The sequence below is a fragment of the Pseudonocardia sp. T1-2H genome, assembly GCF_038039215.1.
Classification (GTDB): domain Bacteria; phylum Actinomycetota; class Actinomycetes; order Mycobacteriales; family Pseudonocardiaceae; genus Pseudonocardia.
This window is the reverse complement of record NZ_JBBPCL010000001.1, coordinates 2,380,597-2,403,856: the sequence shown is the minus strand read 5'-3', so window position 1 is coordinate 2,403,856 and position 23,260 is coordinate 2,380,597. Positions and strand designations below refer to the sequence as shown.

The following is a 23,260-nucleotide window of genomic DNA, read 5'->3' as shown; positions in this document are numbered from 1 at the left end:
TCGTGCGGCACGTCACCTGGCCACTTCGGAACGGAATGCGTCGCCGCCACGATGATCAGGTGTGCGCATGGTGGAGCCCCGGCCGGAGCCGGACCCGAGCGGATCGGCGGACGTGGTGCCGATCCGGCAGGGCGCGCGGGCGCAGGGGCGGACGGGCGAGGAGCAGGCGGTCCTGGCCGACGACCGGTTGATCGAGGACGTGCGGGCGGGACTGGTCTCGCCGTCGGACCCGGACCCGGTGGCCGCGTTCCTCGCCTTCTGGCGCAGGCTCGCCTGGGACCCGCGCGCCGTCGACGACGTCCCGCGGCTCCCCTGCCGGCGCCGCCGGACCGGCTGACGACCCCGGCCCGATCCGCCGCCTCGGGCCCCGCGGGCGGGGGCGCACGGGACCGGCCCCGCAGGCCGCGCGCCCGCAGGTCTTCCGCAGCGCCATCCGCTCGGCGCGGCGGCCGCGATGAGCGCCCGGGCCGGGAGGCCTACTGCCCGAAGGCGCTCAGGAACCGGTCCCGGAACGCGTCCATCCGCCACACCGGCGCCTGCGGACCGGGTTTCAGCCCGTCCTGCCAGCCCCACCCGGCGATCCGGTCCAGGACGGCCGGATCCTTCGCGACGATCGTGACCGGCACGTCCCGGCTCGCCCCGTCGCCGGTGATGATCGGGGCGGGCTGGTGGTCGCCGAGGAAGACGAGCACCAGGTTGTCCTTGCCGTACTTCTGGACCCACGAGATCAGGCTCTTCAGGGAGTACTCGACGGAGTCCCGGTAGCCGGCCCGGACCCGGTCCGGGTCCTGCCACACGACGGGCGGCGCATCGGTCGCCCTGACCGCCGCGTCGTAGCCGGTGCCGTCGCCGAGGTCGTCCCAGTCCCGGAACCGGGGCACGGGCGTCCACGGCGTATGGCTCGACGTGAGGACCACCTCCGCCATCAGCGGGCCGCGGTCGGGCCTGCCGTACTCGGTGCGCTGAAAGGTCGACAGGGCGAACTGGTCGGGCATCGGGGACCACGAGAAGTTCAGGCCGCGGTACCCCATGTCGTCGGCCTCGTAGAGCTTGTCGAGGCCGTAGAATCCGGCCTCCGGCCAGGCCCCCTTGGTGCCGGGCATGACCGCGACGGTGTGCCAGTTCGCCCGCTCGAAGGCGCTGGTGAGGGTCAGCCGGTCGCTCGAGACGAGGCTGCGGTCGCGCTGCTGGTTGTCGATCCACAGACCCGACGAGAACGTGGCGTGGGCCAGCCAGCTGCCGCCACCGGCGATCGGCGAGGTGAGGTAGGCGCTCCGGGAGGCGAACCCGGCCGCCTCCAGGTCGCGTGTCCCCGCATCGAGCACCGCGCCGACCTGAGGTGCGTAGCGCGGGTCCTCGACGGCGCTGCGTCCGTAGCTCTCGACGAAGGTGAAGATCACGTCCTTGCCGCTCAGCGCGGACAGCCGCGCGCCGTCGGGGGTGTCGCGGAAGGCGTCGACAGAGGACTCCTTCGCGAACATCGCCTTGTCCTGCACGCCGGCAGGGATCCCGCTGGCCTGCTGGTAGGCGAGCGACGCCGTGCTCCGCGCGGCGAGCGGCACGGGCGGGACGAGCTGCGCGCCGGACAGCGCGCAGCCGAGCCAGGCGACCGCCAGCACCGCGACGGCCCGGGCCGAGAGTGCCCTGCGCCGCCCCAGGAGCGTGCCGAGGCGTACGACCGCCAGGGTCATCAGGACGACCACGGCGAGGACGAGCAGCACGACGCCGACGACGGCGCCGATCGCCCCGGCCCGGCCGACCGAGTCCGTCAGGAACGACACGGCGTCGTCGAGGAGGACCCAGTCCAGCACCGGGTCGAACGGGCGGGACAGCACCTCGAGGAAGCCCATGTCGAGGATCTTCAGGATGGTCAGCAGGCCCAGCGCCGCGCCGCCGACCGCCGCCGCCACCCGTCGCGGCCGGGGTGGCAGGACGAGCAGGAGTGCGGCGCCGAGGAGCCCCTCGATCGGGATGCGCACGAAGGCGGCGGGCGTGAGCTGCGAGAGGAGCTGCGGGGCGACGAGGGCGGCGAACACCAGCAGCGCGCCCAGGACCGTGACCACCCACGAGAGGACCTGGTGTGCCCGTCTCCGGCGGCCCGGGCCCGGCTCCTCGCCCGCGGCCGGGCCGGCGGCGGACCCGGGGAGGTCCTCCGGTTCCCGGGCGTGCGCCGCCACGGAGCGGTCGGAGATCGACACCGAGGGTTTCCTTTCGTGCGGGCCGGTCACGGCCGGCGGGCCGGATCGAGGTGCGGCAGGTCGTGGCCGAGGCGGTCGCGCTTCGCGGTGAGGTACCGGACGTTCTGCTCGGTGACCGGTTCCAGCAACGGCACGCGTGCGGCGACCGCGACGCCGTGCCCCGTGAGGGCGTCCACCTTGTCCGCGTTGTTGGACAGCAGCCGGACCGAGGTGACGCCGAGATGCTGGAGCACCCGCGCGGCCGCCCCGAAGTCGCGGACGTCCACCGGGAGGCCGAGCGCCGTCGCGGAGTCGACCGTGTCGAGCCCCTGCTCGTCCTGCAGCACGTGCGTGCGAACCTTCGCGACCAGGCCGATCCCCCGGCCCTCGTGCCCGCGCAGGTACACGAGCACCCCGGTGCCCTCCGCGACGATGGCGTCGAGCGCCGAGGACAGCTGCGCCCCGCAGTCGCACCGCAGCGCGTCGAAGACGTCGCCGGTCAGGCACTCGGAGTGCACCCGCACGAGTACGTCCTGGCCGGGCCGTGGATCGCCGTGGACGAGCGCGAGATGCTCGGGTCCGCCGCTCCGCTCCCGGAACGCGACGGCACGGAACGTCCCGCGCCGGGTCGCCAGTGTCGACTCGGCGACGTCGGTCAGTGCCTCGTTCGGCATGTGCTTCCCCCTCTGGTCCTCGTCCGGGATCCGTGCGAAGGTCCGCCGTGATGGATCTGCTGCCGGCCGACACCACGCTCGACGAGCGGATGCGTTCCGCATCCGTGGCGCTGCTCCCGATCGGCAGCCTCGAACAACACGGACCGCATCTACCGCTCACGACGGACACGGTCGTCGCTGCCACCCTGGCGGCCGAGATCGCCGCCGTCCACCCGGTCCGCCGGCTCCCGCCGGTCACGATCTCGTGCTCCCACGAACACGCGGCCTGGCCCGGCACGGTGAGCATCTCGGCCACCACACTCGCCGCGATCGTGCGCGACGTCGGCGCCTCGCTGCACCGCGCGGGCGTGACGTCGCTGGTCCTCGTCAACGGCCACGGCGGCAACTACGTGCTCGGCAACGTGGTGCAGGAGGCGAGCCTCGGACCACTGCGGATGGCGCTGTTCCCCGGCGAGCCCGACTGGGACGCGGCCCGCGCCGCGGCCGGCCTGGTCACGTCCGGTCTCAGTGACATGCACGCGGGCGAACTGGAGACCTCGATCCTGCTGCACGCGCACCCGCACCTCGTCACGGCTCCGCTGGAGGGCCTCGACGTGCTCGCCTGCGACCGTCGCCACATGCTGAGCCGCGGCCTGCAGGCGTACACGGACACGGGCGTGGTGGGCCGGCCGTCGCTGGCCTCGGCCCGGAAGGGCCGTGACGTCCTCGCGAGCCTGGTCTCGTCGTTCGCCGACTACCTCTGATCGGACCCGACGGCGGCTCACGACCGGCCGCCGCGCGGGTCCCCGGCAGGCAGGGCGAGCAGGTCCCGGTGCCGGACGACGACCCGCAGCTCACCCGCCTCGGCTGCCGTGAGCCTGCGCCGGAGACACTCACCCGCCGCCGCCCGTAGCTCGGGACGCTGCACGCAGGCCGCCTCGATCCACCCGCGCAGCCACTCCTGCGCCAGCTCGGCCTCGGCGGGGCCGAGCCGCCAGTCGCTCGGCGCCGTCGTCACCCGCGCTCCGCGGCGCTCGAACGCCGCGGCGGCCGCGACGGCGGCGTCGGGCCCGAGCAGCCGGCGGCCGTCCGCGGTGCGTCGCTGGTGGGCGTCGAAGGCGGCGGCGAACGCGTCGTCGAGGGGGTCGGCAGGGGTGACCGACACGCTCCCGGTGACGGAGAGCGTCAGCAGTGCGGGGCACCCGGCCGTGGTGACGGCCTCGGCGATGTCCTCCACCTCGTCGCCGGTCAGCAGGTCGAGCAGCGCCGAGCAGGTCACCAGCGAGGTCCCGGCGAGGCGCCCGGCGTCGAGGTCGGTGAGGTCGCCCGGGCAGGTCTCCCCGGTGACACCGGCAGGCAGGCTCGCGGCGGCGCGGTCGAGCAGCACCGGGTCGCGGTCGTGCAGGACCCAGTGTTGGGAGGTGCTGCCCGGCAGCCTGCCGGCGAGCCAGCGCGCCATCGAGCCCGTGCCGCAGCCGAGGTCGCGCACGACCAGGGCCGTACCCGCGGGGTGGACGGCCCGGAGATGGCCGTTCAGCTGCTCGACGAGCACGGACGCCCTCGCCGCGGCGTCGGCGGGCTCGCGCAGCGCGAGCCAGTCCGGCGCGCACACCGGCGAGCCGGCCGTGCTCAGCCGGGCGTTCCAGCTCGGCGGCACTCGATCGTGCGCTGTGGTGCGGGGCAAGACACCTCCCGGTGGGCGACGTGTTCCTCGACAGACCCACACGTACCGGGAGCCCGGACGGTTCAGTGTCGAATTCCGGTGAACCGCCGGGACCGTTCCTCCGTGCACAGGGATGTGGGACATCCAGACACGATGCGCACGACCCTTCCGGCCGGTCTCGCGCAGGGCGCCGCCGCAGGCCTGCAGCTCCTCCTCCTGGCCGGGCTCGCGGCCGTGTCCGGCCTCGGGCCGGTCGGCCTGCTGGCCGGGGTGGTCTACACCGCCGCCCTGCTCGGGCTGCTGGCCGCCGCCATGCGGCACGCGGACAGACCGTCGCTCGGCCCGGCGGACGTGGTCACGCTGGCCCGGGCGCTGCTCGCCGGCGGGGTGACGGCGCTGGTCGCCGACGGGCTGGTCACCGGGACGACCGCGACCCCGAACCTGGTCGTGCTCGCCACGGTGGCGCTGGTCCTCGACGCCGTCGACGGGCAGGTCGCCCGGCGGACCCGCACCGCGTCGGCGATGGGGGCCCGGTTCGACATGGAGGTCGACGCGTTCCTCATCGTCGTGCTGAGCGCGCACGTCGCCGGTGCCGTCGGGCCGTGGGCGCTCGCCATCGGCGCGATGCGCTACGCCTTCGTCGCCGCCGGCTGGGCGCTGCCGTGGCTGCGCGGGCCGCTGCCCCCGAGCTACGCCGGGAAGTGCGTCGCCGCGTTGCAGGGCGTCGTGCTCGTCGTCGTCGGCGCCGGGGTGATCGGCCGGCCGGCCGGCGTCGGGCTCGTCGCGACCGCGCTGGCCCTGCTGTGCTGGTCGTTCGGCCGCGACGTGCTGCGGCTGCGCAGGGCCGCGGTGCGGGAGGTCGAGGTGCCGCAGCAGCGGCAGGCCCCCGCCGCAGAGCGCACGCCGGTGCCGTCGCGCTGTGCCCCGGTCCGCGAGGGCCGCCGCTGGAGCCGGACCCGCCCTGCGAATCAGCCCGTGCGGACGGCCGCGGCCGGCTCGGCCGCCGCAAGCGCGCCGACCGCGCCCCGCGTCCTCTGCCCGGCGGGGCCGGTCGATGCTGCCGACGGCACCGAGGCGAGATGGGCGTCCGGGCGGATCGGCCACACCTCCCCCGGCACGGCGCCGAGCGACTTCCCCAGGATCCCGTCGCGGTCGAGCGCGTCTAGTGCGGTGACCACGAAGCACTGGTGACTCGAGGGCTGCATCGTGGTCTCGAAGGGCCCGTTCGGCGTCCCGCCACGCTGCCTACGGGTCCTCCGATCCCGGCCGCCGTGGGCTACCGCCCAGGCGGCACGGCGCCGGACCGCCGGCGCTGCACCACCCTGGGAACGACCTCGGCCCCGACCGTGCCGGCCGTCGCCCAGCCGAGCACCACGAGCCAGGACAGCGGGTCCAGCGGGGTGCAGCCGAAGAACCTGCTGACCCCCGGAATCTGCACCACGGCCACCAGCGCGGCCACCGAGGCGGCGACGGTGACCAGCACCAGGGGGCTGCGCCGGCCGGTCCAGGCGGTCTGGCCGAGCTGGGTGCCGATCAGTGCGGCCAGGCCCATCGTGCTGGCCCGGCCGTAAGGACCGGTGGCGCGCCCCGTCGTCCACGCGCCGGTCGCGCCGACCGCGGTAGCGGCGCCGCGGACGAGGACCATCCGCCGGACCGAGCGGGTGAAGCCGCGGTGCGGGCCGGCCAGCAGCACCTCCCGCAGCGGGTGAGCCGCCAGCGGGCCGCCCGAGATCCCGGCCCCGGCGCCGTTGCGCCGGGGTGCCGCCACCGCGACGGCGAGCGCCGGGAACATGTCGGTGAGCAGGTTGACCAGCAGCAGTTGCCGGGTCCCGAGCGGAGCCCGCCCGCCGAGCGCGGCACCCAGCACGGTGAACGCCACCTCGCCCGCGTTGCCGCCGACGAGCACCGACACCGCGTCGCGCACCCGCGACCACATGGCCCGTCCCTCGGCGACCGCGTCGACCAGCCGGGTCAGGTCGACGTCGGTGAGCACCAGGTCCGCGGAACTGCGCGCCGCGGGCGACTCCGCGCCGGCGACGCCGACCCCCACGTCGGCCAGCCGGATCGCCGCGGCGTCGTTCACCCCGTCGCCGGTCATCGCGAGCGTGGCCCCGCCCCTGCGCAGCGCCGCGACCAGCGACACCTTCTGCTCCGGGGAGAGCCGGGCGAACACCGCCGCCTCGCGCACCATCCGGGTCCGCTCCGCATCCGACGCCCGCGCGAACTGCGCGCCGGTCACCACGCGGTCGGCGTCGGGGACGCCGGCCCGCGCCGCGATCGCACCCGCCGTCTCCGGATGGTCCCCGGTGGCGACCAGCACCCGCACGCCCGCGGCCCGCAACTGCTCCACCGCGGCGACGCTCGACGGCCGCACGGTGTCGGTGAGGGCGACCAGACCGCGCAGGGTGAGGCGCTGCGCGGCGGGGTCGAGGTCGCCGGGGTCGAGGTCGCCGGGGTCGAGGTCGCCGGGGTCGTCGCCGACCTCGCGGTCGGCGACGGCCAGTACCCGCAGTCCCTCGGCGGCGAGCTTCCCCACCCGCTCCGGCGCCGTCCCGACCTCCGTGCAGCGGCCCAGCACCACCTCCGGGGCGCCCTTGACCACCAGCCTGCCGTCCCGCAGGGCCGCGGAGAACCCGCGCCCGGCGGTGAAGGACAGGGCCGCGTCCGGCTCGTCCCCGGCGAGCACGCCCCGCTCCGCGGCGGCCTCCGCGACCGCCCGGTCGGTCTCGTGCGCCCGGTCGTCCCTGTTGCCGGCACCGGCCGCGGCGAGGCGGAGCAGCTCCTCCTCCGCCGGTCCCCCGTCGGGGCCCAGGGGTACCAGCCGGGTCACCCGCAGCCGGTTCTCGGTCAGCGTCCCGGTCTTGTCGAAGCAGACGGTGTCGACCCTGCCCAGTGCCTCGAGCACCCGGGCGCTGCGCACGACGGCACCGCGCCGGGACAACCGGCGCGCCGCGGCCTGCTGCGCGACCGTCGCGACCAGCGGCAGTCCCTCCGGGACGGCGGCGACCGCGATCGCGACGCCGGCCGCGACAGCCTCCCGCAGCGGCCGCCTCCACAGCACGCCGAGTGCGGTCACCGCGGCGCCGCCGGCGAGGGTCAGCGGCAGCACGGCCCGGGTGAGCTCACCGAGCCGGGCCTGCACGCCCGCGGGCAGCGCCACCGAGCCCGCCGCGCGCGCCGCCCGGCCCGCCTGGGTCGCGTCGCCGACCGCCGCCACCACGGCCCGGCCCCTGCCGGCGACCACCGTCGTGCCGGCGAAGAGCATGCAGGTGCGGTCGGCGAGGTCCGCACCGGGTGTGGCCGTGACCGACTTGGCCACCGACAGCGACTCACCCGTCAGGTTCGACTCGTCGACCTCCAGGTCCTGCGCCTCGAGCAGGCGGGCGTCGACGGGGACGACGTCCGCGGGCTCCACGAGCAGCACGTCGCCCACGCGCAGGGCGCCGGCCGGCACGTCCTCGCGCCCGCCGTCGGTCTCGCGGTGCGCGACGACCTCCTGCTCCAGCAGCAGGTGCTCCAGCGCCGTCTCCGCCCGCAGCCGCTGCAGGCCGCTGAGCAGCGCGTTGCCGACCACCACGCCGCCCACCAGGACCGCGTCGGTGGCCTCGCCGAGGATCGCCGTGGCGGCCGCGCCGGTGGCCAGCACCGGGGTGAGCGGATCGGACAGCTCCGCGGCGACGGTGCGGGCGAACCGGGCGGCGGTGCGGACGACCGGCGAGGCGCTCGCCCGCCGCACGGGCGCCGGCCACGGCTCGCGCGGCGCGACCGGTTCCCGCGGGAGGTCGGCCAGCCGCCGGCAGACCTGCTCCGGTTCCAGCGCGTGCCACGGCGTGTGCACGGCCGGTGCGGGCGCCGGTCGGGCGTCGGTCCGCAGCGCGGTCCAGGTCCCGACCGCCATCGTCAGTGCCGTCGCCGTCTTGCCCGGGGTGGTCGCCTTCCGCTGCCCGCGCCGCGGGTCGCCGACGGCGGCGAGCAGGCTCCCCAGCACGTTGCAGGTCAGCGACGTGCTCACCGACTGCCGGCTCGCCGCGCGCGCCGGGGCCGTCGCCGCGACGATGCGGCAGGCGTCGACGAGGCCGCGGCCGGTCACGAGGTCCGCGCCCCACGCCGGAGCGGATCCGGCCCGCACCGGGGCCACGCCGACGTCGGCGGCCACGAGCGCGGGAGCGTCCACGGTGGACACCGCCAGGACGCCCGCGCCGCGGCCCTGCAGCCGGCGCACCGTGTCCAGCAGCGGCTCACCGGCCGGCGCGACCTCGTCGGCGACACCGGCGATCTCCCGCGTCCCGACGTGGTCGGTGAGGACCAGGCGGTGCCCGGCCTCACCGGCGGCGACGAGCAGGGCCTCGGCGTGCGGATCGAGCTCGGCGGCGACCACGACCGAACCGACCCGTTCGGCGCCCTCGAACAGCCCGTGCAGCCACCCGCCCGGCGCGTCCGGCGACTCCTCCGCGGGCCCGAGGCGCGGGCCCTCGGTCTCACCGCAGCGGCCCTCGTCCTCCGCGCCGGTCCCGCCGACCAGCCTCGTCGCCGCCGTCCAGAGCGCGGCCTCGTCCCGTCCCCCGGTCTCGGCGGCCGCCCGGAGCACGACCGGGGGGCCGGTGCACAGCGCGTCGCTGTCCAGCACGACGACGTCGACGCGGTCCAGCCGGCGGTAGGCCGAGCCGTCCATCGGCAGCACCCCGCGCCGGCACATCAGCAGGTCCAGCACGGCCGCGAACGCCTCCCGGCCCTGGACCGCGGCCTTGGGGGTGAGGCCCTTGAGCAGGTCCGCCGACCGGGCCGGCTGTCGGGTCAGTGCGAGCAGCGCCCCCGCACCCGCGAGCGACGTCGGGCCCAGCCGGGACCGGTAGTGCTCGATCGGTCCGGGTCGCAGGGGGACCGGCCGCTCGCCCGGGGCCGGCATCGGCTCCGGGGAGGCGTCCGGCGGCGTCGGCCTGCACAGCACCTGCTCCCGCCGCCGCCACACCTCCCGCCGGGCGTACATCTCCACCGCTCGCTGCACGGCCGCCGCGGCGTTGAGCGCGGGAATCGTCGGACTCTGCGTCAGCGCGTGCAGCAGCGCGCTCATCCCGGTGAACACGAGGTCCGTGCCGATCGGCCCGATCCGGTCGGTCAGCCCCCGCTTGACCCACTGCTGCGAGTCGAGCAGCGCGAGCACGAGCGTGGCGTGCCGGGTCAGGGCCGGCACCGCCAGCGCCTTCCCGGCGTAGGCCATCCCGATGGCCGCGGTGTCGACGGCTGCCGTCACGATCGCGGCCAGCAGCGGTTCCAGGTCGGCGGGGTGCTCGTCGTGGTGCGGGAAGACCTGGCGCCCGCCGCGTGCCCGCTCGATCGCAGACACCACGCCGACCAGGTCCTCGACGGTGATCCGCTTGTCGTCGAAGGCCACGAGGACACGCCCGACGACGTCGTTGACCGCCGCCCACTCGACGCCCTCGAGCCGCTCGAGGTGCCGCCGCAGGGCCCGCTCGACCTCCGGGCCGCCCTCCAGCGTCGGGGCGGCGAGCTCGACGTGCGTCCGGCCGGGGGCGGCCCACACGCGGCGGCTGTGCCGCGCCTGCGGGGGCTCGAACATTCCGCGGGCGACGTCGGCGAGCCGCCTCCCGCTGCGGTCGGTGACCCGGTCCGATCCCGTGACCACGGTCCCGGCGATCCGGACGCTCCCGAGGCCGACGTCCTTGGCGAGCTCCGCGGACTTCGCGGCCGCCGCGACCGTGGTGCCGGCGGCGGCACGCGCCGCGCGGGCGCCCACCCGCGTCGACTCCGCCACGAGCCCGGCCGTGAACACCGCCGATCCCGCGGCGAGCCCGACACCGGCCGCGGCGACGTGGATCGCGCCGTCCGCTGCTCGGCGGACCAGCGCGGACGGATGGAGCAGCGCCATCGACGGCCCCTCGAACAGCATCTTCGGCCTGGTGCCCCGCGGGTACCCGGTCCGCCGGGATCGGAACACCTCTCACGGCCGCCCCCGGCCTCGGGTCGGGCGTCCGCGCATCCATGCCCGCGCGACCGGTGATCCGGGGTGGATGCGCCGCAGGACGGCAGCTCCCGTCCCCGGGGCGACGCCGGCCCGGGGAACGGGATCAGTTCCTCACCTCTGGTGCCGCCACGGGCCGGTGACGGCGAACATGTAGCCGGGCTCCTGGATGTTGGCGAAGAGCACCTTCCGGTCCGGCGAGTAGACCGGCCCGGTGAACTCGACGTTCTTGGTGTCGTCGGTGAAGTCGTTGCGGGCCACCGGGAAGGTCACGCCGCTCTCCGTCGCGCCGACCAGGTGCTGCACGCCCTCGCCGTCCTCGGCCAGGATGACCCCGCCGTAGGGCGAGATGCTGACGTTGTCCGGGCCGTCGAACGCACCGTCGACGTCCGGGCTCGCGTTGCGGCCGAACAGCAGCCGCAGGGTCAGCGTGGCGCACTCCGGGTCGTAGAACCAGACCTGGCCGTCGTGCTGAACCGGGCTCTCCTCGCGGGCGAAGCTCGAGACGATCCAGGCGCCGTCCGCGTCCCACCAGGCGCCCTCCAGCTTCCGGGCGCGGGTGATGTCGCCGTCACCGAACTGCTTGCGGGTGGCGGTGCCGCGGCCGTCGCGGTCCGGGACCGGCACCCACTCGATCGCGTAGGTCGTGCCGACCTTCGTCGCGAGCGACAGGTCCGGGACATGCTTACCGGCCCCGTCGACCGCCTTCATCGCGCCGAGCACGCCGTCCGTCGGGCCGAGGCCGCGCAGCGCGCCGTGCCGGCCGCGGTAGCCGCGCGGCGGGGCCCACCGGTAGAGCAGGCCGTTCGGCTTGGCGGCGTCCTCGGTGAGGTAGATGTCCCCGCGGCGGGGGTCGAGGGCGGCGGCCTCGTGCTCGAACCGGCCGAGCGCCTTGATCGGCTGCGGGTCCCGGTTGGCCCCGCGGTCGTACGGGTCCACCTCGAAGACGTAGCCGTGGTCCTTCTGGAAGCCGCCCGTCCCGGCGAGCGCGTCGATCTCCTCGCAGGTCAGCCACGTGTCCCACGGGGTCTGCCCGCCGGCGCAGTTGGTGGCGGTGCCGGCGATGCCGACGTACTCGGTCCGGCGGGTGCCGTCCGGGTTCGTCTCGACGACGGTGCAGCCGCCGGCCGCGCCCGGGTCGTAGGTCAGGCCGTCGAGGTGCGGGACGGGAAGGTGGGTGCCGAACGGGTCCCGGATCTCGTGGTTGTTCACCAGCACCGTGCCGCCGCCGCGACGGCGGAAGGCGCCCGTGCCGTCGTGGTTGCGCGGCGTCGGCTCGCCGGACTCCAGCCTGGTGACACCCGCATGGGTGACGATCGAGTAGGCGAAGCCCGCGGGGAGCGCGAGGCGCCCGGCGGGGTCCGCGACGAGCGGTCCGTAGCCGGGCTCGCGCGGCGCGGCCGACGCGGACGGCGCCGTCATCAGCATCTCGGTCCCGCCGATCAGCATCACGCCGGCCCCTGCGACAGCGGTGCGCTGCAGGAATCCCCGGCGCGACAGTTCCTGGGTCATCTCGTGTGTCTCCGTTCCGTGCACGTCCCGGGCGGGCGCATCACCCGACCGGGGGGTGGCCGGCCGCCACAGTGACGGACGGAGGAGGCACGAGGGTGAACGGCGGCGGAACGGAACGGATCAAGCGCGCGAGCCCTCCGTCAGCGGATCGACACGAGGCAGAACGGGTGGCCCACCGGGTCCAGGAACACCTGGAACGTCTCCCCGGGCTGCACCTCGGCCTTGCGCGCGCCGATTGTGAGCACCTGCTTCTCCCCCGGTCCAGGTCCGGCACCTCGAAGTCCAGGTGCGCCTGCTGCGGATGCTCGGATCCGGGCCACACGGGCGGCCGATAGTCCGTGACCTGCTGGAACGCGATGGTCACCGCGCCGTCGCCGGCATCGAGCTCGACCCAGGCGTCGTCGGCGGCGGTGTCCTCCGAAGCGACCGGCCAACCGGTGATCGCCGAGTAGAAGCGCGCGAGCGCCAGGGCGTCCGGACAGTCGAGCGCAGCCAGGGTGAACTTTCCGATCGCGGTCATGTGAGGACCGTAGGACCGGGCGCCGACAGTTTCGAGCGGGTCACATCGGACTTGACCGCCGCGCCGGGACCGCCCTACGGTCTGACACAGGTCACGAGTGCCAGCGTCAAGCCCCGGCTTGCTGGCCGGCAACCCTCCTCCGCGGTGGGGTGCTCCGGGTGACGACCAGGCCGGCGCGAACACCCGCGCCCGGCAAGCGCGGACCCGATCCCTCGCGATCCGGGTCCTGTGAAGGTCCCGGGAGGATCACCATGTCCGTCGTCACGCCCACCCGCCCCGTGCAGCCCGCCGCCGGCACCTGCGCGACGCTCCCGCCGGTCGTGGGGTGCGACCTGCGGGTCCCGCTCGTCGACGGGCGCAGCGTCGCCTACGCCAACCTCGACGTCGCCGCCAGCGCCCCCGCATTGGCGGCCGTCGCGGACCACGTCGCCGAGCTGCTCCCCTACTACGCCAGCGTGCACCGCGGTGCCGGGTACGCCTCGCAGGTCTGCACCGCGGTCCTGGAGCGGGCCCGCACCACGATCGGCGAGTTCGTCGGCGCCCGCGAGGACGACGTCGTCGTCTTCACCCGCAACACCACGGACGCGCTGAACCTGCTGGCCGGCGCCGTCCCCGGCCCCGTGCTCACCCTGGACGTCGAGCATCACGCGACCCTGCTGGCCTGGCGCGGCAGCGGCGGACACCGCGTGCTGACCGCCGGGCCGACCGTCGAGGCCACCCTCGAGGCGCTGCGCGAGGCGCTGGCCGCCCGGCCCACCGCCCTCCTCGCGATCACCGGCGCGTCCAACGTGACCGGGGAGATCCTGCCGGTCGAGCGCATCGTCGAGATCGCCCACTCCGGCGGCACCCGCGTGGTCCTGGACGCCGCGCAGCTCGCCCCGCACCGGCGTGTCGACATCGCCGCCACCGGCGTGGACTACCTGGTCCTGTCCGGGCACAAGCTCTACGCCCCCTACGGCGCCGGCGCGCTGGTCGGCCGCCGGGACTGGCTGGACGTCGCCGCCCCGTACCTCGCGGGCGGCGGCGCGGTCCGCGAGGTCACCGCCGGGGGCGACACGGCCGAGGTCGCCTGGTCCCCTGCCCCGCACCGGCACGAGGCGGGAACCCCGAACGTCCTGGGTGCTGCCGCGCTCGCCGCCGCCTGCCGCGCGCTCGACCCGATCCTGGACGACGCGGTCGCCCACGAGCGCGCGCTGCTCGCCACGCTGACCGACGGCCTCGCCGCGATCCCCGGCGTCACCCCGCTGACGATCTGGTCCGACGCCCCGGACCGGGTCGCGGTCGCGAGCTTCACCGTCGACGGCGTCCCGGCCGGCCTCGTCGCCGCGTACCTGTCCGCCGAGCACGGGATCGGGGTGCGCGACGGCAAGTTCTGCGCCCACCCGCTGCTCGCCCGGATCGCCGGCGGGAGCGACGCGGTGCGGGCCAGCCTCGGCCTCGGCACCACCGCCGAGCACGTCGAGCGCCTGCTCACGGCCCTGCGGGCGCTCGTCACGGACGGCCCCGGCGTCGGCTACTCGATCGTCGACGGCCGGTGGCAGCCCACGTCGGACCCGCGGGACCACGACCCGCTCGGCCTCGGCGACGGTCCCGTCGGGCGGGGCGCCGGGTGCGGCGAGTGAGTCAGAACAGCGACCGGGCGATCGGGACCCCCGGCCGGTAGGCCAGGTGCAGGTGCGTCGGCGCGTCGAGGACCGCGAGATCCGCGCGGTTCCCCGGCGCGACGACCCCGATGTCCGTGCGCCGCAGCGCCCGCGCCCCGCCCGCCGTCGCGGCCCACAGCGCCTCGGCGGGCGTCATGCCCATCTCCCGGACGGCGAGGGCGATCATGAACGGCATCGACGACGAGGAACACGTCCCGGGGTTGCAGTCCGTGGCGAGGACGACGGTGACGCCGGCGTCGAGCAGCCTGCGCGCGTCCGGGTAGGGCGACCGCGTGGAGAACTCGACGCCCGGCAGCAGCGTCGCGACGGTGTCGCCGCCGGCCAGCGCGTCGACGTCGTCGCCGGTCAGGTGGGTGCAGTGGTCGACGCTGGCCGCCCCCAGCTCGACCGCGAGCCGCACGCCGGGCCCGGGCCCGAGCTGGTTGCCGTGCACCCGCAGCCCGAGCCCGGCGGCCCGGCCGGCCTCCAGGACGGTCCGGGCCGCCTCACCGTCGAAGGCGTGCGGGCTGGCCGGTTCGCAGAACACGTCGATCCAGCGGGCGTGCGGGGCGCAGGCGTCGAGCATCTCGCCCGTCACCAGCGCGACGTAGGAGTCCACATCGGTCCCGGGCGGGACGACGTGGGCGCCGAGGAAGGTCGTCTCGGGGGTGACCTCGGCGGCGAGCCGGAGCGTGCGGAGCTCGTCGTCGACCGTCAGGCCGTAGCCGCTCTTGATCTCGACGGTGGTGGTGCCCTGCGCGCGCAGCTCCGCCATTCGGCGGGCGAGCAGGGCGCGCAGCGCGTCGTCGGAGGCGGCGCGGGTGGCGTCGACGGTCCGGGCGATCCCGCCGCCGTCGTAGCGCTCCCCCGCCATCCGGGCCGCGAACTCGTCCGCGCGGTCCCCGGCGAAGGCCAGGTGGGAGTGGGAGTCGACGAAGCCGGGCACGACCGCGCGCCCCTCGACGTCGATCCGCTCGTCGGCGGCCGGGGCGGAGGCGGCGGGGCCGACCCAGGCGATCAGGTCCCCGTCGACCACCAGGGCGGCGTCCTGCAGGGGCCCGCGCTCCGGGTCCTGCGTGGTGAGCTCGCCGATGCCGGTGACGAGGGTGGTCATTCGTCCCTCCACAGCGGCTCGATCGCGGTCCGGAGCAGCGCGGCGACGTCGCCGAGCCGGTGCCGGCCGCCCCGGACGACCAGGACCCCGCCCACGATCACGGTGTCGACGTCCGCGGCGGTGGCGGCGAGGACGATCTGGGCCGGGTCCGCGCCCGCCGTCCGGACCGTGTCCGTGCGGACGGCGACGAGATCGGCGGGCGCCCCCGCCTCGATCCGCGTGCTCCGCTCGCCGAGCACGTCGTGCCCGGTCAAGGCGTCGAGCAGCTCGGCGGAGGTGAACCGGCCGCGTTCCCCGCTCCGGAGCCGCTCGTGCATCTCCAGGGCCCGCGCCTCCTCGAGGAGGTCGATCACGGCGTGCTGGTCGCTGCCCAGGGACAGCCGGACCCCGGCGTCGGCGAGCTCACGGGCCGGGCCGAGGCCGTCGGCGAGGTCGCGTTCGGTCGTGGGGCAGAAGCAGGCGGCGGTGCGGGTGCGGCCGAGCAGCGCGACGTCGTCGCCGGTCAGGTGGGTGGCGTGGACGGCGGTGGTCCGCTCGCCGAGGACGCCGGACTCCGCGAGCAGCACCGTCGGGGTCAGGCCGTGCGCGGCCAGGCAGGCCTCGTTCTCGCCCGCCTGTTCGGAGAGGTGGACGTGCAGCGGAAGGCCCGCGGCGGCCTTCGCGACGACCGGCAGCTGGTCCCGCGGGACGGCCCGGACGGAGTGCACGGCGGCACCGACCCGCATGCCGTCGCTCCTCCGCAGCGCCGCGACCCGGGCTGCCCACGCCTCCGCACTGCCGTCGGAGAAGCGGCGCTGGACCGGGTCGAGGCCGGCGCCGAACCCGCCCGCGAGGTAGCAGGCGTCGAGCAGCACCAGCCGGATCCCGGCGTCGGCGGCGGCCTGCCGCAGCGCCTCGGCCATCGCGTTCGGGTCCGCGTACGGCACCCCGCCGGGGCCGTGATGCAGGTAGTGGAACTCCCCCACCGACGTGACGCCCGCGAGCGCCATCTCGGCGTAGACGGCGCGGGCCAGCGCCAGGTAGGAGTCCGGGTCGAGGCGCTGCGCGACCGCGTACATCCGTTCCCGCCAGGTCCAGAACGTCCCGCCGCGGTCGTGCGTCCGCCCGCGCAGCGCCCGGTGGAAGGCGTGGCTGTGGGCGTTGACGAAGCCGGGCAGCAGCACCCCGGGCAGCACGAAGGCGCTCCCGGCCGGAACCCCGGCCTCGACCGAGACGATCACGCCGTCCGCCACCGACACCAGCACGTCTCGCGTCGTCCCGCCGGGCAGCTGCGCGTGCCGGCCCCAGAACCGCGTCAGGGAGCCACGACGCGATGTCGGGAGCCCGGGATCGGGGTTGTCGCGCCGGGGTGCGGTCATCGGATGAGGTGCTCCGCCACCGTGGTCAGGGCCTCGACGCCCTGGTGGCAGTCCTCCGGGTCCGCGTGCTCCTCCGGGGCGTGGGAGATCCCGGTCGGGTTCCGGACGTAGAGCATCGCCGCCGGGATGCCGACGGACGCGAGGATCCCGGCATCGTGGCCCGCGCCGGTCGGGAGGACCGGGGCGTCTCCCACCAGGGACGCGAGGCGGGCCGCGAGGGCCGCATCGAACGTCGTCGCCCGCGTCCAGGACTCCTTCGCCACCGTCCCGCCGTGCTCCCGGGCGGCGGCGATCACGTCCGACACCACTGCCATCACCCGGGACTCGTCCGCGCCCCGGGCGTCGAGCCACGCCGTGACCTGCGACGGGATCGCGTTGACCGCGTTCGGTTCCACCGTGACCTTCCCGCAGGTCGCCACGGCATCGTGCCGCTCGGCCGCCGCCCGGATCCGCTGGATGACGTCGGCGAGCGCGAGCATCGGATCGTCCCGGTCGGCGAGCCGCGTCGTCCCCGCGTGGTCCGCGCGCCCGGGCAGGGTGACCCGCCAGCGGCCGTGCGGCCAGATCGCGCAGCCGACGGCGACCGGCCGGTCCAGGTCGACGAGCCCGCGGCCCTGCTCCACGTGCAGCTCGACGTAGGTCCCGATCCGGCGCAGGGTCTCGGTGTCCCGGCCGATCCAGGCCGGATCGTGTCCGGCCCGGGTCATCGCCTCGGCCATCGAGACGCCGTCGGCGCCGGTCAGTGCGCGGGCACGCTCCGGGTCGAGCAGGCCGGTGAGGAGCCGCGATCCCGCGCAGGCAACGCCGAACCGGGCGCCCTCCTCGTCCGCGAAGTGCGCGACGGCGATCGGCCGGCCCGGCACGACCCCGCGGGCCCGCAGCCCGTCGAGGGCCGCGAACGCGGACACGACGCCGAGCGGGCCGTCGAACGCGCCCCCGTGCGGCACCGAGTCCAGGTGCGAGCCGAGGACGACGCCCGGCCCGTCGACGTCCGGGTCCCCCCACCAGGCCCACTGGTTGCCGCATCGGTCGGTGACGAGGTCGAGCCCCCGCGCCGCCGCCTCGCCCGCGAACCACTCCCGCAGCAGGGAGTCCTCCGCCGTCCAGGCGAACCGCCGGTACCCGCCGGACCGCCCGTCCCTCCCGACGGGCGCCAACGCCTCCCAGAGCGAGTCGAACCCCCGCGTCATGCCTCGTCCAGGGGGATGCGGATGCCGGCGGTCCTCGCTGTTGCTCCGGCGGTGTCGTAGCCGGCGTCGACGTGCCGGATCACGCCCATGGCCGGGTCGTTGGAGAGCACTCGCTCGATCTTGGCCGCGGCGAGCTCCGTCCCGTCCGCGACGGTCACCTGCCCGGCGTGGATCGACCGGCCGATGCCGACCCCGCCGCCGTGGTGGATCGACACCCAGGTCGCCCCGGACGCGGTGTTGACCAGCGCGTTCAGCAACGGCCAGTCCGCGATCGCGTCCGAGCCGTCGAGCATCGACTCGGTCTCCCGGTACGGCGAGGCGACGGAGCCGGTGTCCAGGTGGTCCCGGCCGATCACGATCGGCGCGCTGATCCCGCCCGAGGCGACCATCTCGTTGAACCGCACGCCCGCGACGTCCCGCTCGCCCTGGCCGAGCCAGCAGATCCGGGCGGGCAGCCCCTGGAACGCGACGCGCTCCTGGGCGGCCCGGATCCAGCGGTGCAGCCGGTCGTGGTCCGGGAACAGCGCCAGGACGGCGTCGTCCGTCGCCCGGATGTCCTTCGGGTCCCCGGAGAGGGCGGCCCAGCGGAACGGGCCCTTGCCCTCGCAGAACAGCGGCCGGATGTAGGCGGGCACGAACCCGGGGAACGAGAACGCGTTCTCGAACCCGCCGCGCCGGGCCTCGTCCCGGATCGAGTTGCCGTAGTCGAAGACCTCGGCGCCCGCGTCCGCGAACCCGACCATCGCCTCGACGTGCCGGGCCATCGACTCCCGCGCACGGTCCGTGAACTCCTCGGGCTTGGTCCGGGCGTAGTCCGCCCACTCGTCCACGGCCACGCCGTCCGGCAGGTAGGAGAGCGGATCGTGCGCCGAGGTCTGGTCCGTGACGACGTCGGCCTCCACCCCGCGCCGCAGCAGTTCGGGCAGCACGGACGCGCAGTTCCCGACGAGCCCGACGGAGAGCGCCTCCCCCGCGGATCTGCTCTGCGCACACAGACGCACCGCGTCGTCGAGCGAGCCCGCGAGCCGGTCCAGGTAGCGGTGCTCGATCCGGCGACGCAACCGCGCCTCGTCGACGTCGACGACCAGGCAGACCCCGCCGTTGAGCGTCACCGCCAGGGGCTGCGCGCCGCCCATCCCGCCGCAGCCGCCGGTGACGGTCAGCGTGCCGGCGAGGGTGCCGCCGAACCTCTTCTCCGCCACCGAGGCGAAGGTCTCGTAGGTGCCCTGCAGGATCCCCTGGGTGCCGATGTAGATCCACGAGCCGGCCGTCATCTGGCCGTACATGGTCAGACCGAGCTGCTCGAGCCTTCGGAACTCGGGCCAGCTCGCCCAGTCCCCCACCAGGTTCGAGTTCGCGATCAGCACCCGCGGCGCCCACTCGTGGGTCCGCATCACCCCGACCGGACGACCGGACTGGACGAGCATCGTCTCGTCGCCCGCCAGCGTGGTCAGGGTCCGGACCAGCGCGTCGTAGGACCGCCAGTCCCGGGCCGCGCGCCCCGTCCCGCCGTAGACGACGAGGTCGTCCGGCCGCTCGGCGACCTCGGGGTCGAGGTTGTTCATCAGCATCCGCAGCGGGGCCTCGGTCTGCCAGCTGCGGGCCGTGAGGGTGGTGCCGCGCGGGGCGCGGACCGGACGGGCGCCGTTCATGGTGATTGCCTCCTTGGGAGGCCCGTGCGCGGAAATCGTCGCCCTGGCAACGAGATCCGCGCACGAGCGCGTCAGCGCAGAACTCCGGTGATCGTCTCGGCGGCGGACAGGACGGAGCCGTTCGCCACGGCGGCGACGGCGGAGGAGATCTCGGGCGCGAGGTAGCGGTCCGGACCGGGACCCGGGACGGTCTCGCGCAGCAGGTCCCGCACCGCGGCGGTGGCCGGGGCGGGAGCGAGCGGGGCGCGCAGGTCCAGCGCTCGCGCGGCGGTGAGCAGCTCGATCGCGACGACGCGGCGCAGCCCGTCGACGGCGGTCCGCAGCTTGCGCGCGGCCGCCCAGCCCATCGAGACGTGGTCCTCCTGCATCGCGCTCGACGGGATCGAGTCCACGGAGGCGGGAACCGCGAGCCGCTTGAGCTCGGACACGATCCCGGCCTGCGTGTACTGGGCGATCATGTGGCCGGAGTCGACGCCGGCGTCGTGGGCCAGGAAGGCGGGCAGGCCGTGGTTGCGGGCGACGTCGAGGAACCGGTCGGTCCGCCGCTCGCTCACCGACGCCAGGTCCGCGACCGCGATCGCCAGGAAGTCCAGCACGTACCCGAGGGGCGCGCCGTGGAAGTTCCCGTTGCTCTCCACCCGCCCGTCGACCGTGACGACCGGGTTGTCGATCGCTGCGGCGAGCTCGCGGTCCGCGACGGCCTCGGCGTGCGCCAGGGTGTCCCGCACGGCCCCGTGCACCTGGGGTGCGCAGCGCAACGAGTACGCGTCCTGCACGCGGGTGCACTCCGGCCCGCGGTGGCTCGCCATGATCGACGACCCGACGAGCAGGGCGCGCAGGTTGGCCGCGCTCGCCTGCTGCCCGGGATGCGGGCGCAGCGCGACCAGGTCCTCGGCGAACGCGGCGTCCGTCCCGAGCAGGGCCTCGACGCTCATCGCCGCGGCGACGTCGGCCGTGGCCACCAGGAGTCGGAGGTCGTGGCAGGCGAGCACCAGCATGCCGAGCATGCCGTCCGTGCCGTTGATCAGCGCGAGGCCCTCCTTCTCCCGCAGCGTGATCGGCGCGAGCCCGGCGGCCGCGAGGGCCTCGGCGGCGGGGAGCAGACGGCCGTCGGCGTCGCGGACCTCGCCCTCCCCCATCACCGCGAGCGCGCAGTGCGCGAGCGGGGCCAGGTCCCCGGAGCAGCCGAGCGAGCCGTACTCGCGGACGAGCGGGGTGATCCCGGCGTCGATCAGCGCCGCGTAGGCCTGCGCGGTCTCCAGCCGGACACCGGTGCGCGCGGTCAACATCGTGGACAGCCGCAGCAGCATGAGCGCCCGGACGACCTCGCCCTCCACCTCCGGCCCGGAGCCGGCGGCGTGCGAGCGGACGAGGTTGCGTTGCAGGTCGCCGCGCCGGTCGACGGGGATGTGTCGGGTCGCCAGCGCGCCGAAGCCGGTCGAGACGCCGTAGTGCGGCACGACGTCGGCCGCGAGCGCCTCGATCACCCGTCGCGTCTGCCGGACCGCGGCCTCGCACTCCGGGTCGACGGCGAGCGCCGCCCCGCCCCGGGCGACGGCGACGACCTCCTCCCGGGTCAGCGGGCCGGATCCGACGGTGACGGTTGCGGTGAGGGTCGACAGCACGTCGAGAACCCAACACCCGTCGGAACCGTCACACCAGGCGATCCGGCGATCGCCGTCCGACATCCCGGACAGTTCGCTTAGATCACGGGGTGTCCCGCGTTCCGGCCGCCGCTCAGACCCTGGCGATCCTGCGCCATCTCGCGCGCCAGGCCGGGCCCGTGCCCGCCGCGGCGATCGCCCGGGACCTCGGGATCCCCCGCTCCACGACCTACCAGCTGCTCACGACGCTGGCCGAGGAGGCGTTCGTCGTGCATCTGGAGGACGAGCGGCGCTACGCGCTGGGCCTCTCGGCCCACGAGCTCGGCACCGGGTACCTGCGGCAGGCCCCGCTGCAGCGCCTCGCCCGGATCCCGCTGGCCCGGCTCGTGGACCGGGTGGGGCACACCGCGCACCTCGGGGTGCTGCACGGACGGGACGTCGTGTACCTCATCGAGGAACGCGCGCCGGGCCGGCCGCCGCTGGTGACGGACGTCGACGTCCGGTTGCCGGCCAGCCTCACCGCGAGCGGCCGGGCCATGCTCGCCGGGCTGCCCGCGGCCCAGGTCCGCGCGCTCTACCCGACACCGGACGCGTTCGTGGTGCGGCACGACGCCGGGCCCCGCTCCCCGACGGCGCTTCGCCGGCTGCTCGTCGAGGTCCGCCGCGACGGGTTCGCGACCGAGAACGGCGAGGTCACACCAGGTTTCGCGTCCGTCGCGGTCGCGGTGCCGGACCACCTGGGGCTGCCAGTGGCGAGCGTCGCGGTGACCTACCCCTGCGAGGCGGAGGAGGACCGGGGGGCGATCGTCGCCGAGGTGCAGCGCACCGCCCGCGCCGTCCGGAGCCGCATGGGCGGCGGCTGAACCCTCACGGCAGGATCGAGTCCACGTACCCGCCGTCGACGCGCACCGCACCGCCGGTCGTCGCCGAGGCGAGGTCCGAGCTGAGGTACACGACCATGTTCGCGATCTCCACCGGCTCGATCAGCCGCTGCAGCAGCGACTGCGGCCGGTGCTCGCGCATGAACCGCCGCTGCGCCTCGTCCCAGGGCAGCTCGTCCCCGACGAGCTCCGCAACAAAACCCTCGACGCCCTCGGTATGGGTCGGCCCCGCCAGCACGGAGTTCACCGTCACCCCGGTGCCCGCCGCGGCCTTGGCGAACCCGCGCGTCACCGCGAGCTGCGCGGTCTTCGTGACCCCGTAGTGCACCATCTCCACCGGCGTCGCCACCGCCGAGTCGCTGGAGATCGACAGCACCCGGCCGAACCCGCGTTCCATCATGCCGGGCAGGTACGCCCTGGTCAGCCGGATCCCGGCGAGCACGTTGACGTCGAAGTAGCGGCGCCACTCGGCGTCGTCGATCTCCAGGACGGGGGCGGCGCCGAAGATCCCGAGGTTGTTCACCAACACGTCGACGTCCGGGAGTTCGGCGGTCAGCCCCGCCGCTCCCCGGTCGTCCGCGACGTCGGCCGCGATTCCCCGTAGCCGCGCGTCCGGCACCTCCTCGGCGATCCGCGCGACCGCCTCGTCGACCCGTTCCGCGGTTCTGCCGTTGACGACCACCTCGGCGCCCGCCTGCGCGAGCCGAGTCGCGATCGCGCGCCCGATGCCCTGCGTCGAGCCCGTCACCAACGCCCTACGTCCACTCAGATCGATGTCCACACCCGGTGCAATCCGCCGTGGCCGCCGGTTCTTCCTCCGGACGACGCGGGTCGCCCGGCCGAGCGGTTGACGCCAGCAGACGGATCTGTCGATAGTTCTAGTCTTGAACAGACCGGTCTACTCAGTTGGGTGGGTCATGACCGCACCGCACCGCGACACCCTTCCCACCGCCCTCGTCACGGGCGCGACCGCCGGAATCGGCCGGGCCACGGCGATCGCCCTCGCGGAGAGGGGCCCAACCGCGTACGGGGCGACGAAGGCGGCGCTCTCCTCGCTGACCCGGTCCTGGGCCGCCGAGTTCAGCCCGAACGGGGTCCGGGTCAACGCGGTGGCGCCGGGTCCCGTCCACACGGACGGCGCGAACCCGGAGCTGATCACCGCCCTCGGCGCGACCACGCTGCTCGACCGCGGCGCCGAGCCGGAGGAGATCGCCGAGGTGATCGCGTTCCTGGCCTCGCCGGGCGCCGCCTACGTCACCGCCGCCACGATCGCGGTCGACGGCGGCCGGACGGCGATCTGATCCGTCGGACAG

The 23,260-nt window shown here is 75.5% G+C and carries 18 protein-coding genes, 1 pseudogene and 1 riboswitch; of the genes and pseudogenes, 6 read left to right on the top strand and 13 right to left on the bottom strand.

Features of this window, described 5'->3' with window-relative positions:
* The first annotated feature begins 67 nt into the window (after positions 1-67).
* Positions 68-337, top strand: a complete 270-nt coding sequence (locus WBK50_RS11955; protein WP_341335668.1) for a hypothetical protein — start codon at positions 68-70, stop codon at positions 335-337.
* 139 nt (positions 338-476) lie between these two features.
* Here the strand turns inward: WBK50_RS11955 and WBK50_RS11950 are convergent, their stop codons facing one another.
* Both WBK50_RS11950 and WBK50_RS11945 read right to left on the bottom strand, forming a co-directional pair.
* Complete coding sequence (locus WBK50_RS11950; RefSeq protein WP_341335667.1) at positions 477-2,198, bottom strand: sulfatase; 1,722 nt, start codon at positions 2,196-2,198, stop codon at positions 477-479.
* A 26-nt stretch (positions 2,199-2,224) separates the two neighbouring features.
* The gene (locus WBK50_RS11945) at positions 2,225-2,851 is read right to left on the bottom strand and encodes a GTP cyclohydrolase II (RefSeq protein WP_341335666.1); all 627 of its coding nucleotides are present in this window, start codon (positions 2,849-2,851) and stop codon (positions 2,225-2,227) included.
* Between the two features lie 50 nt (positions 2,852-2,901).
* On the opposite strand from WBK50_RS11945, the gene WBK50_RS11940 reads away from it, so the two are divergent.
* Positions 2,902-3,594, top strand: coding sequence for a creatininase family protein (locus WBK50_RS11940; RefSeq protein WP_341335665.1), 693 nt, complete (start codon positions 2,902-2,904; stop codon positions 3,592-3,594).
* A 17-nt stretch (positions 3,595-3,611) separates the two neighbouring features.
* Here WBK50_RS11940 and WBK50_RS11935 read toward each other — a convergent pair whose 3' ends face one another.
* On the bottom strand, positions 3,612-4,463 hold the full coding sequence (locus WBK50_RS11935; protein WP_445942351.1) for a methyltransferase domain-containing protein: 852 nt from the start codon (positions 4,461-4,463) through the stop codon (positions 3,612-3,614).
* 183 nt (positions 4,464-4,646) lie between these two features.
* Here WBK50_RS11935 and WBK50_RS11930 point away from each other — a divergent pair, with 183 nt between their 5' ends.
* Positions 4,647-5,684, top strand: a complete 1,038-nt coding sequence (locus WBK50_RS11930; RefSeq protein ID WP_341335664.1) for a CDP-alcohol phosphatidyltransferase family protein — start codon at positions 4,647-4,649, stop codon at positions 5,682-5,684.
* 85 nt (positions 5,685-5,769) lie between these two features.
* Here WBK50_RS11930 and WBK50_RS11925 read toward each other — a convergent pair whose 3' ends face one another.
* From WBK50_RS11925 to WBK50_RS11910, 4 genes and pseudogenes are all read right to left on the bottom strand, one after another.
* Positions 5,770-10,401 (bottom strand): HAD-IC family P-type ATPase, encoded by a 4,632-nt coding sequence (locus tag WBK50_RS11925; protein WP_341335663.1) that lies wholly within the window; start codon positions 10,399-10,401, stop codon positions 5,770-5,772.
* A 186-nt stretch (positions 10,402-10,587) separates the two neighbouring features.
* Positions 10,588-11,985, bottom strand: a complete 1,398-nt coding sequence (locus tag WBK50_RS11920; RefSeq protein WP_341335662.1) for an alkaline phosphatase PhoX — start codon at positions 11,983-11,985, stop codon at positions 10,588-10,590.
* A 140-nt stretch (positions 11,986-12,125) separates the two neighbouring features.
* Positions 12,126-12,230 carry a VOC family protein gene (locus tag WBK50_RS11915; RefSeq protein WP_341339592.1) on the bottom strand — a complete coding sequence of 35 codons (105 nt, stop codon included), beginning with the start codon at positions 12,228-12,230 and terminating at the stop codon, positions 12,126-12,128.
* A 56-nt stretch (positions 12,231-12,286) separates the two neighbouring features.
* Positions 12,287-12,505: pseudogene (locus tag WBK50_RS11910) on the bottom strand (VOC family protein); the annotation flags it as partial.
* An 89-nt stretch (positions 12,506-12,594) separates the two neighbouring features.
* Positions 12,595-12,710, top strand: a riboswitch (SAM riboswitch).
* Positions 12,711-12,756: 46 nt separating this feature from the next.
* Between WBK50_RS11910 and WBK50_RS11905 the strand changes: the two are divergent.
* On the top strand, positions 12,757-14,127 hold the full coding sequence (locus tag WBK50_RS11905; RefSeq protein WP_341335661.1) for an aminotransferase class V-fold PLP-dependent enzyme: 1,371 nt from the start codon (positions 12,757-12,759) through the stop codon (positions 14,125-14,127).
* A 1-nt stretch (position 14,128) separates the two neighbouring features.
* Here WBK50_RS11905 and hutI read toward each other — a convergent pair whose 3' ends face one another.
* From hutI to hutH, 5 genes are all read right to left on the bottom strand, one after another.
* The gene (hutI, locus tag WBK50_RS11900) at positions 14,129-15,262 is read right to left on the bottom strand and encodes an imidazolonepropionase (RefSeq protein WP_341335660.1); all 1,134 of its coding nucleotides are present in this window, start codon (positions 15,260-15,262) and stop codon (positions 14,129-14,131) included.
* Positions 15,259-16,560, bottom strand: a complete 1,302-nt coding sequence (locus WBK50_RS11895; RefSeq protein ID WP_445942350.1) for a formimidoylglutamate deiminase — start codon at positions 16,558-16,560, stop codon at positions 15,259-15,261. The genes hutI and WBK50_RS11895 overlap by 4 nt, the downstream gene beginning before the upstream one ends.
* 56 nt (positions 16,561-16,616) lie before the next feature.
* Positions 16,617-17,810: an allantoate amidohydrolase gene (locus WBK50_RS11890; protein ID WP_341335658.1), complete on the bottom strand. Its 1,194-nt coding sequence runs from the start codon at positions 17,808-17,810 to the stop codon at positions 16,617-16,619.
* A complete protein-coding gene (gene hutU / locus WBK50_RS11885) occupies positions 17,807-19,462 on the bottom strand; it encodes a urocanate hydratase (RefSeq protein ID WP_341335657.1) in 1,656 nt (551 codons plus the stop codon). The genes WBK50_RS11890 and hutU overlap by 4 nt, the downstream gene beginning before the upstream one ends.
* A 71-nt stretch (positions 19,463-19,533) precedes the next feature.
* Positions 19,534-21,087 carry a histidine ammonia-lyase gene (gene hutH, locus WBK50_RS11880; RefSeq protein ID WP_341335656.1) on the bottom strand — a complete coding sequence of 518 codons (1,554 nt, stop codon included), beginning with the start codon at positions 21,085-21,087 and terminating at the stop codon, positions 19,534-19,536.
* An 89-nt stretch (positions 21,088-21,176) separates the two neighbouring features.
* Between hutH and WBK50_RS11875 the strand changes: the two genes are divergently transcribed.
* Positions 21,177-21,929, top strand: coding sequence for an IclR family transcriptional regulator (locus WBK50_RS11875; protein WP_341335655.1), 753 nt, complete (start codon positions 21,177-21,179; stop codon positions 21,927-21,929).
* A 4-nt stretch (positions 21,930-21,933) separates the two neighbouring features.
* On the opposite strand, the gene WBK50_RS11870 is transcribed toward WBK50_RS11875, so the two are convergent.
* The gene (locus tag WBK50_RS11870) at positions 21,934-22,728 is read right to left on the bottom strand and encodes an SDR family NAD(P)-dependent oxidoreductase (protein ID WP_341335654.1); all 795 of its coding nucleotides are present in this window, start codon (positions 22,726-22,728) and stop codon (positions 21,934-21,936) included.
* A gap of 136 nt (positions 22,729-22,864) precedes the next feature.
* On the opposite strand from WBK50_RS11870, the gene WBK50_RS11865 reads away from it, so the two are divergent.
* Entirely contained in the window at positions 22,865-23,248 is a 384-nt protein-coding gene (locus WBK50_RS11865) for an SDR family NAD(P)-dependent oxidoreductase (RefSeq protein ID WP_341335653.1), read from the top strand.
* The last annotated feature ends 12 nt before the right edge of the window (positions 23,249-23,260 follow it).